Origin of the sequence: Pantoea sp., assembly GCF_039594315.1 — a bacterium.
GTDB lineage: Bacteria > Pseudomonadota > Gammaproteobacteria > Enterobacterales > Enterobacteriaceae > Pantoea.
Map to the genome: position 1 here is coordinate 1 of NZ_JBCNNP010000029.1, position 14,795 is coordinate 14,795.

The window sequence follows — 14,795 nt, forward strand, 5'->3', positions numbered from 1 at the left end:
GCCGGCGCTGAAAGAGAAAGTGAATGCGCTGATTGAGCAGGGTATTAAAGACGGCACGCTGAACAAGCTGTCGGAAGAGTGGCTGAAAGCGCCGCTGCCAGCGAACCTCGGCGCATAAAGTATGGCGCAACTTAACTTCGCCGATCTCTGGCCGCACTGGCCAGAGTTGCTGGCCGGACTGTGGGTCACGATTCAGATCACCGTGCTCGCCACCGTGGGCGGTGTCAGCCTCGGTATTCTCGGCGCGGCGCTGCGCAGCGGCAAACCGAGCTGGGCGAGCCGCATCTGGGGCCTGTACGTCGAATTGATTCGTAATACGCCATTTGTGGTGCAGCTGTTTTTCATCGTCTTTGGTTTGCCCAATCTGGGTCTGAAACTGACGGCGGGCGAAGCCGCGCTGCTGGCGATGTTGATTAACCTTGGCGCGTACAGCACCGAAATTATTCGCGCCGGGATTCAGGTGACGCCGCGCGGCCAGTGGGAAGCGGGGCGCGTGCTGGGATTGACCCGCACGCAAACCTTTATCCGCGTGGTGCTGCCGCCGTCGCTGCAGCGCATTTATCCGGCGCTGGTCAGCCAATGCATCATTGTGATGCTCGGCTCGTCGGTGGTGTCGCAGGTGTCGTACGAAGAGTTGACCTTCGCCGCCAACCTGATTCAGTCGCGCACCTTTTTGAGTTTTGAAGTCTATTTCGTGACCACGCTGATCTATCTGGCGTTGTCGATTGCCATGCGCCAACTGCTGCTGGCGCTGGGACGTAAATGGTTGGGAGCGCAGCCGGCATGATGACGCAATTTACCGACTGGGACATCCTGCGCAACCTGCTGCTGGCAGCGCGCTGGACAATTTTACTTTCGCTGGTGGCGTTTTTTGGCGGCACGCTGGTGACCTTGCCGCTGCTGTTTATGCGCCTGCTGAAACGTAAATGGCCGATGCGCCTGGTGCGCGCCTACACCGAGCTGTTTCAGGGCACGCCGCTGCTGATGCAGCTATTCCTCGCCTTCTTCGGTGTCGGCTTGTTCGGCATCGATGTCGCGCCATGGACCGCCGCCTCGCTGGCCTTAACGCTCTACACCAGCGCGTTTCTGGTGGATATCTGGTACGGCAGCATTCGCGCCCTGCCAAAAGGGCAGTGGGAAGCGTCGCGCTGTCTCGGCCTGACCTTTGGTCAAACGCTGTTTCGCGTGGTCGCGCCGCAGGCGATTCGTATCGCCATCGCGCCTACGGTTGGGTTTGCCGTGCAGGTGATTAAAGGCACCGCGCTGGCCTCGATTATCGGTTTCGTCGAGCTGACCAAAGCCGGCACCATTTTGAATAACGTGACGTATGAGCCGTTCAAGGTGTTTGGCCTGGTGGCGCTCGGTTACTTCCTGATGTGTTATCCGCTGTCGCGTTACAGCCAGTACCTGGAGAAAAAATTCAATGCCGCTCATCACCATTAATCAGGTACAGAAGTACTACGGCGACAACCACGTTTTGAAAGGCGTCGATCTCGATGTCGACCACGGCGAAGTGATCTCGATTATCGGCCGCAGCGGATCGGGCAAAAGTACCTTGCTGCGCTGCATGAACGGGCTGGAAGGCTATCAGGAAGGCAGCATCAAACTCGGCGGCATGACCATTACCGATCGCGAATCGCAAGCACGTGAAATCAGCCGCTCTGTTGGCATGGTGTTCCAGAACTTCAACCTGTTCCCGCACATGACCGCGCTGGAAAACGTGATGCTGGCACCGCGTCGCGTGCTGAAGAAAAGCGAAGCGGAATGCCGCGAACTGGCGACACAGATGCTGGAGAAAGTCGGCCTTGGCGAGCGCATCAATTATTATCCGGCCAATCTGTCCGGCGGGCAGCAGCAGCGCGTGGCGATTGCGCGTGCGCTGGCGATGCAGCCCAAAGTTTTACTCTGTGATGAGATCACCTCGGCGCTCGATCCTGAACTGGTGGGCGAGGTGCTGAAAGTGCTGGAGCAGTTAGCCGCCGAAGGCATGACGTTGATTCTCGTCACCCATGAAATGAACTTCGCCCGCGACGTGGGCGATCGCGTGGTCTTTATGCATCAGGGGCGCGTGTGGGAGCAGGGCGACAGCAAAACGCTGTTCGCTAATCCGCAAACCGCCGAACTGAAGCAGTTCATCTCGACCGTGCGTCTGTAAACGAACAACAAGGAATACACCATGGATATCAGCCAGTTTTCGCAAATAAACCCGCCGCAGCGCCTGTTGATGGGGCCGGGACCGATCAACGCCGACCCGCGCGTGCTGCGCGCCATGTCGAGCCAGTTGATTGGCCAATACGATCCGGCGATGACGCATTACATGAATGAAGTGATGGCGCTGTACCGTGGCGTATTCCGCACTGAAAACCGCTGGACGATGCTGATCGATGGCACTTCACGCGCCGGTATCGAAGCCATTTTGCTGTCGACGATCCGTCCGGGCGACAAAGTGCTGGTGCCAGTATTTGGCCGCTTTGGTCATCTGCTGTGTGAAATCGCCCGTCGTTGCCGTGCCGAGGTGCACACCATCGAAGTGCCGTGGGGCGAAGTGTTTACGCCGGATCAAATCGAAGATGCGATCAAAAAAGTGCAGCCGCGCCTGCTGCTGACGGTGCAGGGCGATACCTCAACCACCATGCTGCAACCGCTGGAACAACTCGGCGCAATTTGCCAGAAATATGGCGTGCTGTTCTACACCGACGCCACCGCGTCACTCGGCGGTAACGCGCTGGAAACCGATGCGTGGGGATTGGATGCGGTATCGGCTGGCATGCAGAAATGCCTCGGCGGTCCGTCTGGCACTTCGCCTATCACCCTGAGTCCGCAGATGGAAGCAGTGATCCGCAAACGTAAATGCGTGGAAGAGGGCATTCGCACTGCCGATCATCAGGACGGCGACGACGAGATGATCTACTCCAACTATTTTGATCTCGGCATGATCATGGATTATTGGGGGCCAGAACGCCTCAATCACCACACCGAAGCCACCACTGCGCTGTTTGGTGCGCGTGAATGTGCGCGCCTGATGATGCAGGAAGGATTGGATAACGGCATCGCGCGTCATAAGCTGCACGGCGATGCGCTGCTGAAAGGCATTCAGGGCATGGGCCTCGAAACCTTTGGCGATCTCAACCACAAGATGAACAACGTGCTGGGCGTGGTGATCCCGCCGGGCGTCAATGGCGATCAGGTGCGCAAGCTGGTGCTGGAAGATTTCGGTATCGAAATCGGCACCTCGTTTGGTCCGCTGCACGGCAAAGTGTGGCGCATCGGTACCATGGGTTACAACGCGCGCAAAGACTGCGTGATGATGACGTTAAGCGCGCTGGAAGCGGTACTCAATCACCTTGGCTTCCGCACCACGCAAGGCGCAGCAATGCAGGCGGCATGGGATCTGTATGGGAGCCGCGCATGAATAAAAGCCTGATGACCGCCAGCGAGGCGCAATCCGCCGCCGCGCGCGTCATGGCGCGCTGTGATGCGCTGGCTGAGATCAGTGAAAGCGAAGGCGGCCTAACGCGGGTATATCTATCGCCGGAACAGCTGCGCGCTAATGCGCGCGTTGGTGAGTGGATGCAGGCGGCGGGCATGAGCACGTGGCAAGACGCGGTTGGCAACATTTGTGGCCGTTACGAAGCCGCCGAACCCGGCGCGCAGGCATTGCTGCTTGGTTCACATCTCGATACGGTGCGTAATGCCGGCCGCTATGACGGCATGCTCGGCGTGTTAAGCGCCATCGAAACCGTGCAGTGGCTGCACGATCATCAGCAACGTTTACCGCTAGCGATTGAGATTGTCGGCTTTGGCGACGAAGAGGGCACGCGCTTTGGCATTACGCTGCTTGGTAGCCGTGGCATCACCGGCAGTTGGCCGGAAAGTTGGGTGACGCATCCTGATGGCAACGGCATCACGGTGGCGGAAGCGATGCAGGATGTCGGTTTCGATGCGGCAAAAATTCTCGACGCGGCGCGTGAGGTTAATGACATCGCCGCTTACCTTGAACTGCATATCGAACAAGGTCCGTGTCTGGAGCAGGAAGACCTGGCGCTCGGCGTGGTAACAGCGATCAACGGCGCACGCCGCCTGAATTGCAGTTTTGTCGGTGAAGCAGGACACGCTGGCACCGTACCGATGACGCATCGCAAAGATGCGCTGGCCGCCGCGGCTGAGTGGATGGTGTTTATCGAACACACCACCGCTGAGCACGATCCGCAATTGGTGGCGACGGTCGGCACCTTGAGCTGCTTGCCGGGTGCGGTGAACGTGATTCCGGGCGAAGTACAGTTGTCGCTTGATGTGCGCGGTCCGCAGGATGAGCCGCTGGAGCGTTTGCTCTCTACGTTGCTGACGCAGGCGCAGGCGATTGCGCTGCGTCGCGGCTTAACTTTTAGCTCCAACGAGTATTACCGCATTGCCGCTACCGGATGTGATGCCCGCTTGCAGCAAGCGTTGAGCCACGCGGTGGAAACAGTGCAAGGGCGCAGCGTGTCATTGCCAAGCGGCGCGGGTCACGATGCGATTGCCATCGCCGAACGCTGGCCGGTTGGCATGCTGTTCGTGCGTAATCATCGCGGCATTAGCCATCATCCGGCGGAATCGGTGCAGGCCGCTGATGTAGCGCTGGGTGTGCAGGCGTATCTACAAGCGGTATGCGATCTAGCGCGCAGGTAAAGGAACCGAAATATGGATTTGGTAAGCTTCAACCAGATTTCCCCTGAAGCAGCGCACGCCGCCATCGCGCATTGTGTGGCAATTCCCGGCTGGCAAACGGCGCTGGTGGCCGCACGCCCTTATGCAACATTAGCGACTTTATATGCTGAAGCTGAGCGTTTGGCGGCCTTGTGGCAAGCTGATGAACTGGAACAGGCGCTCAGCGCGCATCCGCGCATTGGCGACAAAGTTGCTGGTGCAGGTAAAGAAGCGGCATTGTCGCGCAGTGAGCAGGCGGCGATGCAGCAGGCCGATGGCGCGCTGCAACTGGCGATGCTGGCGGGCAATCAAACCTACGAACAGCGCTTTGGCCGCGTGTTTCTGATTCGCGCCAAAGGGCGTAGCGGTGAAGAGATGCTGGCCGAATTACAGCGCCGGCTGAACAATGATGCTGAAAGCGAACAACAGGAAGCGCTGAAGCAACTCAGCGAAATCACCTTGTTACGGTTGAAGGAGAGCATTACATGAGCACCATCACCACGCATATTCTTGATACCGCACTGGGCAAACCGGCAATTGGCGTTGCGATTTCGCTGGAACAAAACAGCCCGGAAGGTTGGCTGCCGCTGGCTGAAGGGGAAACCGACAGCGATGGCCGCATCAAAGATCTCACGCCGGAACCGCTGGCGCCCGGTCATTATCGCTTAACGGCTGAGATTGGTGATTACTTTGCCGCTGAAGGGCGCGATGCGCTGTACGTTAGTGCGCAAATCGATTTCGTGATTGGCGCATCCGGCAGCCATTATCATCTGCCATTCCTGATCTCCCCGTGGTCGTGGTCCACCTATCGCGGTAGTTAATCTTCGCTTTTCCTGTAGGGTCGCCATTCATGGTGACCACTACCAACCTTTACTCAATTGTTTGCACCCTATCACATTCCTGTTTTTGAAAGACAATAACTATCAAAACCGTCGGTTCATCCGTTTATAAACTATCATTATGTGTCGTTATAGTAACTGCACAATGTGAAGCTAACGCAATGGAGCCGACAAAATGAGCACACACGATAATAATGACAATGCAGCAGGAAAATGCCCCTTTCATCACGGGGCGACTGAAGAAAAAAGTGTATTAAAACGCGGCGCAGGCAACGGTACATCCAACCGAGATTGGTGGCCGAATATGCTGCGCGTCGATCTGTTAAATCAGCACTCCAATCGTTCCAACCCACTCAGCGACACCTTCAATTACCGCGACGAATTCAGCAAACTCGATTACTCCGCCTTAAAAGCCGATATCCGCGCGATTCTCACCGATTCGCAATCCTGGTGGCCAGCCGACTGGGGCAGCTATATTGGGCTGTTCATTCGCATGGCGTGGCACAGCGCGGGGACTTATCGCACCATTGATGGCCGCGGCGGTTCGGGTCGTGGTCAGCAACGTTTTGCACCGCTTAACTCGTGGCCAGATAACGTCAGCCTTGATAAAGCGCGCCGCTTGCTGTGGCCGGTGAAACAAAAATACGGTCAGAAAATTTCCTGGGCCGACCTCTACATTCTGGCGGGCAACGTATCGCTGGAAAATGCCGGTTTCCGTACCTTCGGCTTTGGTGCCGGTCGTGAAGATGTGTGGGAACCGGACATGGATGTCGATTGGGGCCACGAAACCGAATGGTTGGCGCATCGCCATCCGGAAGCTTTGGCGAATGCACCGCTCGGTGCCACCGAAATGGGCCTGATTTACGTCAACCCAGAAGGCCCAGAAGCCAGCGGCGATCCGAAATCAGCGGCGCCAGCGATTCGCGCTACCTTTGGCAATATGGGCATGAATGACGAAGAGATCGTCGCGCTGATCGCCGGTGGTCACACCTTGGGTAAAACCCACGGTGCGGCAGAAGCCAGCCACGTTGGCGTCGATCCCGAAGAGTCACCGATTGAAGCGCAAGGTCTTGGCTGGAGCAATAGCTACGGCAGCGGCGTGGGTAAAGATTCCATTACTTCCGGCCTGGAAGTGGTGTGGACGCAAACGCCAACGCAGTGGAGCAACTATTTCTTCGAGAACCTATTCAAATACGAATGGGTACAGACGCGCAGCCCAGCGGGCGCGATTCAATTCGAAGCGGCTGATGCCGAAGCGATTATCCCGGATCCCTTCGATCCAGAGAAAAAACGCAAACCGACCATGCTGGTGACCGACCTGACGCTGCGCTTCGATGAAGAGTTTGGCAAGATCTCGCGCCGCTTCCTCAACGATCCGCAGGCGTTCAACGAAGCCTTTGCCCGTGCGTGGTTCAAACTGACGCACCGCGATATGGGACCAAAAGCGCGTTACATCGGCCCGGAAGTACCGAAGGAAGATCTGCTGTGGCAGGATCCGTTACCGCAAGCCACACATCAGCCAACGCCTGCTGATATCAGCGATCTGAAAGGGCGCATTGCCGCTTCCGGTCTGAGCGTTAGCCAACTGGTTTCAGTCGCTTGGGCGTCGGCTTCCACCTTCCGTGGTGGCGACAAACGCGGTGGCGCCAATGGCGCACGTCTGGCGTTGGCGCCGCAGAAAGATTGGGCGGTGAACGCCAGCGTCATCGCTGATGTGCTGCCAACCTTGCAGAAGATTCAGCAGGAATCGGGCAAAGCGTCACTGGCTGATGTCATTGTACTGGCCGGTAGTGTCGGTATTGAGCTGGCGGCTGCGGCTGCGGGCGTCACCACACAGGTGCCGTTCACGCCGGGTCGTGTTGATGCGCGTCAGGATCAAACCGATGTTGAGTCCTTTGCGGTGCTGCAACCGCTGGCGGATGGTTTCCGCAACTATCGCCGCGTTGCCAAAGGCTCTTCAACCGAGACGTTGCTGCTGGATAAAGCACAGCAACTGACGCTGAGCGCACCTGAACTCACCGCGTTGATTGGCGGCCTGCGTGTGTTAGGCACCAACTTTGACGGCGGGCAACATGGTGTGTTCACCGATCGCGTGGGCGTGTTAAGCAACGACTTCTTCGTCAATCTGCTGGATATGCGCACCGCTTGGAAAGCCAGCGATGAAAGCGAAGAGTTGTTTGAAGGTCGCGATCGTTTAAGCGGCGAAGTTAAGTTTAGCGCCACGCGTGCCGACTTAGTGTTTGGATCGAATGCGATTCTGCGTGCGCTGGCTGAAGTTTACGCCAGCAGCGATGCCAAACAGAAGTTCGTTGCCGACTTCGTTGCTGCATGGACCAAAGTGATGAATCTGGATCGCTTCGAGCTGTAACGGCGTTAAGTGCTCATTAAGTGAAAGGCAGCCAAAGCGCTGCCTTTTTTTTATCTAAAAAATCACAAACCAGTAATATTTAATTTCACATATTAAGATTTAACCTCCGGTTAATTTCTTAAAGAGGTTTGAGAATGGTAAGACCTGACTCAAAGCTGAGACTTAGCGAGCTATACATTAAATAACCCGACCGCTGTGACGCTCTTAAGTAGGTGCGTAATAGGCCCATAATGGAGCCATAACAGTAGGATTAAAATTTTATGAAAATAACGATGTTTACCAATGCAATAAGCATGACGTCATCCCGATCGCTTGGCAAAGCGACGGATGCGCTCAGCGTTGCAATGCAGCGTTTGGGAACCGGCAAGCGCATTAACAGCGCAGCGGATGACGCGGCAGGTCTGCAAATTGCCACACGTTTGAAATCGCAATCCAATGGCATGACGGTTGCCAAGCATAATATCGCGCGTTCGAGTGCGATGATGTCAATGGGTGAAGGTGCGCTGGAAGAAGTGACCAACGTACTACAGCGTATGAAAGAACTTTCAACACAAGCGGCTGATGACAGCTTTAGCGCTGAAGATCGCAGTGCGATGCAATCGGAGTATGATGCTTTGTTCAGCGAAATGGACAGTATCATGCGTAACACCCAGTACGGTTCTGAGCCGCTGCTGCAAAGTGTTATCCCACCAGAAGTTAAAGGTAAATTCACTTCAACGGTTCAATTTCAGATTGGTAGTTCAAGCGATGAAGTGCTGAAAGTGAATCTGGACACCAAACTGCAAGAATCAGTTGATGCAATGTTAAACCTGGTGACCGTGCCAGGTAATCCTGGCGCGTTGGAAGATTCGGTCACCGCCAATGAAAATATTGATTTCGTCAGCGCAGCTTTAGAAAAAGTTCAGGCAGTACGCAGTGATTTTGGTTCTAACATCAATCGCTTGCAATATACTGATGCTAACTTGAGCAATATGCGTGACAACACCGATATCAATATTGGCACTATCGTTGATGCCGACTTCGCAATGGAAGTGACCAAGATGACTCGCATGAATATGCTGATGCAAAGCAGCCAGGCGATGTTAAATCAAGGCAATGGCATTGCTAAGATGGCGCTGAATTTACTGGGTTAGTGCATTGAAATGCAGGGAGTATCTCCCTGCGTTTTTTACAACGTAAAACTATCTGCATCGCGTCACGCCGGGAAGCATTCGCGGCCTTCAATGCCTTTCAGCACGCCATCGAAATGACGCAGGTTAGCTGCGCCATCCATCCAAATGAGGGTTTCTTGCAGCAGCGTAATTTTTAAAGCTGACATAAACGCTCCGCAGCAGCGTCCAGCGTCGCTTCCTGTTTGGCGAAGCACAGGCGAATCAACTTGTGTGGGAACGGATCGGCGCAGAATACCGACAGCGGAATCGCCGCCACGCCGACTTCTTTAGTTAACCACTGGCAGAAACTCACGTCATCGAGATCGGAAATGGCGCTGTAATCCGCCAGTAAAAAGTAAGTGCCTTCACACGGCAACACTTTGAAGCGGCTGTTAGCCAACGCCTGAATTAGGCGGTCGCGGCGCGCACGGTAGAATTCCGGGAGTTCACGATAATGTTCAGGTTCCTGACGCAGCATGTCGGCAATCGCCAATTGCGCCGGCGTGTTGACCGAAAAGGTCAGATACTGATGCACTTTGCGGATTTCCGCGCTGATTGCCGCCGGTGCGATGCAATAACCGACTTTCCAGCCGGTCATGTGGAAAGTTTTGCCAAACGATGACACCGCAATCGCGCGTTGGCGCAGTTCGGCATGCGCTAACACGCTGGCGTGGCCTTCTTCGGCGAAGCAGATGTGCTCGTAAACTTCATCGCTCAGCACATAGATTTCCTGCTCGGCAATCGCCTGCCACAACTCGGCATAATCGCTTTTGCGCCATACGGTGGCGGAAGGGTTGTGCGGCGTGTTCAGAATCACCAAGCGTGTTTTGGCGCTCAGCAGGCTGCGAAATGCAGACCAATCCACGCGAAAACCAGGCGGTTGCAGCGCGATACGTTTTAGCACGCCGCCTGCCAGTTGCACCGCCGGCGCGTAACTGTCGTAACTCGGATCAAAGCAGATCACTTCATCGCCCGGACGCACCAGCGCGGTGATCGCAGCGTATAACGCTTCGGTGGCACCGGCGGTGACGGTAATGTCACTGTTTACGTCCGGCGAGTGGCCGTAAAGCTCAGCGGTTTTGGCCACAATGGCTTCGCGCAGTGGCAGTGCGCCAATCATCGGTGCATATTGGTTCGCGCCCTGGCTAACGTGATACGCCAGACGATCCTGCAAATAGCGTGGACCGTCGAAATCGGGGAAGCCTTGCGAGAGGTTAATGGCGTTGTGCTGCTGCGCCAGCGCGCTCATTTGGGTAAAAATGGTGGTGCCGAGCGCCGGTAATTTGCTCTCGGGGATCAGGTTGTGCTGCGTCATTGTTTTGTGGCCTTAAGCGCGAATGTCGATGCGGAGTAACCCTGTGTTGCTGCCACTATAAACAGGATGTTAATATTTGGCAATCGAGACGCTTAGACGTCTAAACTCACCTGCGGAGCCACACATCGCTATGACGGATTTTCTCCCACTGGAACATTTAGTGGCCGCCTGCCACTGGATTGGTGGCAAAGGTTGGGCACCGGCGACCGGCGGCAACATGTCGGTACGTCAGGACGCGGAATATTGTCTGCTTAGCGCGTCTGGCAAGGATAAAGGCAGCTTAACGCGTGATGACTTCATCCAGGTGGAGATTGCCACCAACGCGGTGCCATCCGGGCGTAAGCCATCGGCGGAAACCGGGCTGCACACGCTGATTTATCGTCTATTCCCGCAGGCGGGTGCGGTGTTGCACACCCATACCGTCAACTCAACGGTGTTGTCACGCGTTGAGAAGGGCGCTGCGTTGCTGCTGAGCGGCTACGAAATGCAGAAAACCCTTGCTGGTCAGGATTCGCATCTCAACACAATTGCCATTCCACTGTTCGATAACGATCAAGACATTGATGCGCTGGCGCAGCGCATTGAAGCTTTTGCCGCGCAAACGCCGCTGCAATACGGTTTTCTGCTGCGCGGCCACGGCCTGACGTGCTGGGGCAAAGATGTCAATGAAGCACGCCGCCATCTGGAAGGGCTGGAATTTCTGTTTGAATGTGAACTGCAACGACGCCTGCTGGAGGCCAAATGATTCGCGCCATCGTCACGGATATTGAAGGAACCACCAGCGATATCCAGTTCGTGCACAACGTGTTATTTCCTTATGCGCGCCAGCATCTGGCTGATTTTGTGCGTGAAAACCAGAACGACGACAAGGTCGTTGCTGCACTTGACGCGGTGCGTGCCGAGTCTGAGGCGCCGCAGGCTACGGTTGATGAACTGATTAATACGCTGATTGGCTATATCGATGCGGATCGCAAGTCGCCGGGCCTCAAAGCGTTGCAAGGCATGATTTGGCGCGCCGGTTATGTCGAAGGCCAATTTACCGGGCATCTCTATCCTGATGTACTGCCTGCTCTTGAGCGTTGGCAGCAAAAGGGAATTGGCCTGTATGTATATTCCTCTGGATCGGTCGCCGCGCAAAAACTGTTATTTGGCTACAGCGATGAAGGTGATTTAACCTCGCTGTTTAGCGGCTATTTTGATACCGGCGTCGGCGCGAAGCGTGAAACGCAGTCGTATCGCAACATCGCTGAGCAAATCGGTCTGGCAGCCAACAGCATTTTGTTCTTGTCGGATATTCATCAGGAACTGGATGCCGCAGCCGAAGCGGGCTGGCGCACCGTGCAGTTAATTCGTGGCGAGGCGGATAACGTCAGTCGTCATCACCAGGTAAACGATTTTTCCCAGATTAAAGTGGAGTCGATTTAACATGAGTGCATTGACCATTTTTACCGATACCGAAGCCGATCAACCGGTGTGGCACAGCACCGATGCAGAGGCGATTCGCGATCGCCTCAACGCCAAAAACGTGCGTTTTGAGCGTTGGCAGGCCGACCGCGATCTGGGCAGCAATCCTGATTCTGAAACGGTAATCCAGGCTTATCAGCATGCGATTGATCGTTTGGTGGAAGAGAAGGGCTATCAGAGTTGGGATGTGTTGAGCATGCGCGCCGACAATCCACAAAAAGACGTGCTGCGCACCAAGTTCCTTAACGAACATACCCATAGCGAAGATGAAGTGCGTTTCTTCGTCGAAGGTTCAGGGTTGTTCTGCCTGCATCTGGATGGCGAGGTGTATCAGATTTTGTGTGAGAAGAACGATCTGATTTCTGTGCCAGCCGGAACGGCGCATTGGTTTGATATGGGTTCTGAACCGCACTTTACCGCCATTCGTATTTTCGACAATCAGGAAGGCTGGGTGGCGAACTTCACCGGCGATAAGATTGCCGATGCCTATCCGCGTTTGGCGTGAGTTTTCCCTCAACAGTAAGCGGCGAGGGAAGAAACCGAACGTGCCGATTTGCTCGATCGGTTCCCTCTCCCACTTGTGGGAGAGGGGTAGGGTGAGGGAAAGCGCGCTTCCAACCCTAAGGCTGAAAAATCCCTTCTTTAACCTGTTCAGGCGTCACCACGCCGGTATCCAATACCCAACCGCTAATCAGCGCCGCAGGCGTGACATCAAACGCCGGGTTGTAAACCGCAGCATTTTCCGGCGCCCACTGTACGCTACCAAAACTGCCCGCCACGCCCGTCACTTCGCTGGCTGCGCGTTGCTCAATCGGAATGGCATCGCCATTCGGACACAAACGATCCAGCGTGGTATGCGGCGCAGCAACGTAGAACGGAATGCCGTGATAATGCGCCAACACCGCCAAACTATAGGTACCAATCTTGTTCGCCACATCACCATTGGCGGCAATACGATCCGCTCCGACCCAAATCGCATCGACCACGCCGCGCGCCATTAAACTGGCGGCCATCGAATCAGTGATCAGCTGATAAGGGATACTCAGCTCGCCAAGTTCCCATGCGGTTAAACGTCCGCCTTGCAGCAGCGGGCGGGTTTCATCCACCCAAACGTTTTTCACCAAACCTTGCTGATGCGCCAGAGCGATCACACCCAATGCGGTGCCAACGCCAGCCGTCGCTAAACCGCCGGTATTGCAGTGCGTTAGCAACTGGCTGCCCGGTTTGACTAACGCGCAACCGGCGCGCGCAATGTTGTCACATAACTGCTTATCTTCGGCCACCAGACGCAACGCTTCGGCACTCAACGCCGCAACAAAATCGCTTTCTGCCAACGCCACTTTCATGCGATCGAGATTGTTCATCAGGTTCACCGCCGTTGGGCGCGCCGCACGCAGCACTTCCAGCGACTCCGCCAGTTCAGCATGTGGCATGCCTTGCTCGCCGAGCAGCGCTAACAGCAAACTGGCGGAAAGACCAATCAGCGGCGCGCCGCGCACGCGCAATGCATGAATATGATCGACCAACTGCGCCACATTGTGCGCAGGCAGCCAGTTTTGTTGTTGTGGCAGCGCCTGTTGATCAAGGATCCACAGCTGATTATCGCGGACCTCAAGGCTGGTGGTTCGAAGTGTTTGCATGGTGTGAAATCCCTGTTGCGTTAATGCTGGCTATTGTGCCAACATGCTTGACGGATGTATAGACGTCCAAACGGCTTATTACTATCGAATTTCGAGGAACAGGCAATGTCGCAATACCGTACGTTCACCGCTGCCGATGCTGTGGAATATGCTAAACAATTTGGCGGTGTGGACGATCCGTCTGCGCTGGTGCGTGCCGAAGAGATTGGCGATGGCAACCTTAACCTGGTATTCAAGATTTTCGATAATCAAGACCGCAGCCGCGTTGTAGTGAAACAAGCCTTGCCTTACGTGCGTTGCGTTGGCGAATCCTGGCCGTTGACGCTAGATCGTGCGCGCCTCGAAGCACAAACCTTGATTGCGCATTATCAACATTGCCCGCAGCACACGGTTAACGTCACACATTACGACGCGGAACTGGCGGTGATGGTGATGGAAGATCTCTCCAGTCATCAAATCTGGCGCGGCGAGTTGGTCAAGGGCGCGTACTATCCGCAAGCCGGGCGTCAGGTGGGCGAGTATCTGGCACAGACGCTGTTCCATACCTCTGATTTCTACCTGCATCCGCACAAGAAAAAAGCCGAAGTCGCGCGTTTCATTAACCCGGAAATGTGTGAAATCACCGAAGATTTGTTCTTCAACGATCCGTTTATTGATCACGAACGCAATAAATATCCCGCCGCGCTGGAATCGCTGGTGGTTAGCTTGCGCACTGACGATGCGCTGAAAATTGCCGTAGCGGGACTTAAACATCGCTTCTTTGCTGATGCCGAAGCCTTGCTGCACGGCGATGTACATAGCGGCTCGATTTTCGTCGCCGATAACAGCCTGAAAGTGATTGATGCCGAGTTTGGTTACTTTGGCCCGATTGGCTTTGATGTTGGCAGCGCGATTGGCAATTTGCTGATCAACTACTGCTGCTTGCCGGGTCTGTTAGCGCCGCGTGAAGCCGCAGAAGGGCGCGAGCGTCGATTGAGCGATGTGCATGATGTGGTCAATCAATTCTCCAGCCGCTTCCTTGAACTGGCACAAGAGAAAACCACTGACGTGGCGTTGGCGTATCCCGGTTATGCCGCCACCTTCCTGCAGAAAGTGTGGCGTGACACCATTGGCTACTGCGGCACCGAATTAATTCGCCGTACCGTTGGTATGTCGCATGTAGCCGATTTCAAGAATATCGAAGATGAGGTGATGCGCACCGAATGCATTCGTCACTGCATTACTTTGGGACGCACACTGATTTTGGCTGCCGATCATATTTCCGATGTGGATGCGTTAATTGCGCGGATTCGTCAGGCGGGTTGAGTTAATAAAAAAGCCCTTCTGATGAAG

15 protein-coding genes and 2 pseudogenes are annotated in these 14,795 nt (G+C 55.3%); 14 read left to right on the forward strand and 3 right to left on the reverse strand.

Annotated elements, in window-relative coordinates:
* The 10 genes and pseudogenes from ABDW13_RS15715 to ABDW13_RS15760 all read left to right on the forward strand — a co-directional run.
* Window positions 1–118: pseudogene (locus tag ABDW13_RS15715) on the forward strand (amino acid ABC transporter substrate-binding protein); the annotation flags it as partial.
* Between the two features lie 3 nt (window positions 119–121).
* The gene (locus ABDW13_RS15720) at window positions 122–787 is read left to right on the forward strand and encodes an amino acid ABC transporter permease (protein ID WP_061717544.1); all 666 of its coding nucleotides are present in this window, start codon (window positions 122–124) and stop codon (window positions 785–787) included.
* The gene (locus ABDW13_RS15725; protein WP_097097590.1) at window positions 787–1,443 is read left to right on the forward strand and encodes an amino acid ABC transporter permease; all 657 of its coding nucleotides are present in this window, start codon (window positions 787–789) and stop codon (window positions 1,441–1,443) included. Before ABDW13_RS15720 ends, ABDW13_RS15725 begins: the two co-directional genes overlap by 1 nt.
* Complete coding sequence (locus tag ABDW13_RS15730; protein ID WP_007887180.1) at window positions 1,424–2,155, forward strand: amino acid ABC transporter ATP-binding protein; 732 nt, start codon at window positions 1,424–1,426, stop codon at window positions 2,153–2,155. The genes ABDW13_RS15725 and ABDW13_RS15730 overlap by 20 nt, the downstream gene beginning before the upstream one ends.
* A gap of 21 nt (window positions 2,156–2,176) precedes the next feature.
* Window positions 2,177–3,412 carry an alanine--glyoxylate aminotransferase family protein gene (locus ABDW13_RS15735; RefSeq protein WP_343553494.1) on the forward strand — a complete coding sequence of 412 codons (1,236 nt, stop codon included), beginning with the start codon at window positions 2,177–2,179 and terminating at the stop codon, window positions 3,410–3,412.
* Window positions 3,409–4,668 carry an allantoate amidohydrolase gene (hpxK, locus tag ABDW13_RS15740; protein WP_343553495.1) on the forward strand — a complete coding sequence of 420 codons (1,260 nt, stop codon included), beginning with the start codon at window positions 3,409–3,411 and terminating at the stop codon, window positions 4,666–4,668. Before ABDW13_RS15735 ends, hpxK begins: the two co-directional genes overlap by 4 nt.
* A 12-nt stretch (window positions 4,669–4,680) precedes the next feature.
* Window positions 4,681–5,175, forward strand: coding sequence for a 2-oxo-4-hydroxy-4-carboxy-5-ureidoimidazoline decarboxylase (gene uraD, locus ABDW13_RS15745; protein ID WP_343553496.1), 495 nt, complete (start codon window positions 4,681–4,683; stop codon window positions 5,173–5,175).
* Window positions 5,172–5,507 (forward strand): hydroxyisourate hydrolase, encoded by a 336-nt coding sequence (gene uraH, locus ABDW13_RS15750; protein ID WP_343553497.1) that lies wholly within the window; start codon window positions 5,172–5,174, stop codon window positions 5,505–5,507. The genes uraD and uraH overlap by 4 nt, the downstream gene beginning before the upstream one ends.
* Before the next feature lie 193 nt (window positions 5,508–5,700).
* Entirely contained in the window at window positions 5,701–7,893 is a 2,193-nt protein-coding gene (katG, locus tag ABDW13_RS15755) for a catalase/peroxidase HPI (RefSeq protein WP_343553498.1), read from the forward strand.
* Between the two features lie 272 nt (window positions 7,894–8,165).
* Entirely contained in the window at window positions 8,166–9,026 is an 861-nt protein-coding gene (locus ABDW13_RS15760; protein ID WP_343553525.1) for a flagellin, read from the forward strand.
* A gap of 80 nt (window positions 9,027–9,106) precedes the next feature.
* Here ABDW13_RS15760 and ABDW13_RS15765 read toward each other — a convergent pair.
* Together ABDW13_RS15765 and ABDW13_RS15770 are read right to left on the reverse strand one after the other, a co-directional pair.
* A pseudogene (locus ABDW13_RS15765) lies at window positions 9,107–9,211 on the reverse strand (amidohydrolase); the annotation flags it as partial.
* Window positions 9,199–10,359, reverse strand: coding sequence for a pyridoxal phosphate-dependent aminotransferase (locus ABDW13_RS15770; protein ID WP_343553499.1), 1,161 nt, complete (start codon window positions 10,357–10,359; stop codon window positions 9,199–9,201). The pseudogene ABDW13_RS15765 and the gene ABDW13_RS15770, both read right to left, overlap by 13 nt.
* Before the next feature lie 130 nt (window positions 10,360–10,489).
* On the opposite strand from ABDW13_RS15770, the gene ABDW13_RS15775 reads away from it, so the two are divergent.
* From ABDW13_RS15775 to ABDW13_RS15785, 3 genes are read left to right on the forward strand one after another with little or no spacing between them, the layout of a single operon-like run.
* Complete coding sequence (locus tag ABDW13_RS15775; RefSeq protein ID WP_343553500.1) at window positions 10,490–11,104, forward strand: methylthioribulose 1-phosphate dehydratase; 615 nt, start codon at window positions 10,490–10,492, stop codon at window positions 11,102–11,104.
* Window positions 11,101–11,784, forward strand: a complete 684-nt coding sequence (gene mtnC, locus ABDW13_RS15780; protein WP_343553501.1) for an acireductone synthase — start codon at window positions 11,101–11,103, stop codon at window positions 11,782–11,784. Before ABDW13_RS15775 ends, mtnC begins: the two co-directional genes overlap by 4 nt.
* Before the next feature lies 1 nt (window position 11,785).
* Complete coding sequence (locus ABDW13_RS15785; RefSeq protein WP_343553502.1) at window positions 11,786–12,328, forward strand: acireductone dioxygenase; 543 nt, start codon at window positions 11,786–11,788, stop codon at window positions 12,326–12,328.
* A gap of 115 nt (window positions 12,329–12,443) precedes the next feature.
* Here the strand turns inward: ABDW13_RS15785 and mtnA are convergent, their stop codons facing one another.
* The gene (gene mtnA / locus ABDW13_RS15790) at window positions 12,444–13,463 is read right to left on the reverse strand and encodes an S-methyl-5-thioribose-1-phosphate isomerase (protein ID WP_343553503.1); all 1,020 of its coding nucleotides are present in this window, start codon (window positions 13,461–13,463) and stop codon (window positions 12,444–12,446) included.
* A gap of 105 nt (window positions 13,464–13,568) precedes the next feature.
* Here mtnA and mtnK point away from each other — a divergent pair, with 105 nt between their 5' ends.
* Window positions 13,569–14,768, forward strand: a complete 1,200-nt coding sequence (gene mtnK / locus ABDW13_RS15795) for an S-methyl-5-thioribose kinase (RefSeq protein ID WP_343553504.1) — start codon at window positions 13,569–13,571, stop codon at window positions 14,766–14,768.
* Window positions 14,769–14,795: the final 27 nt, after the last annotated feature.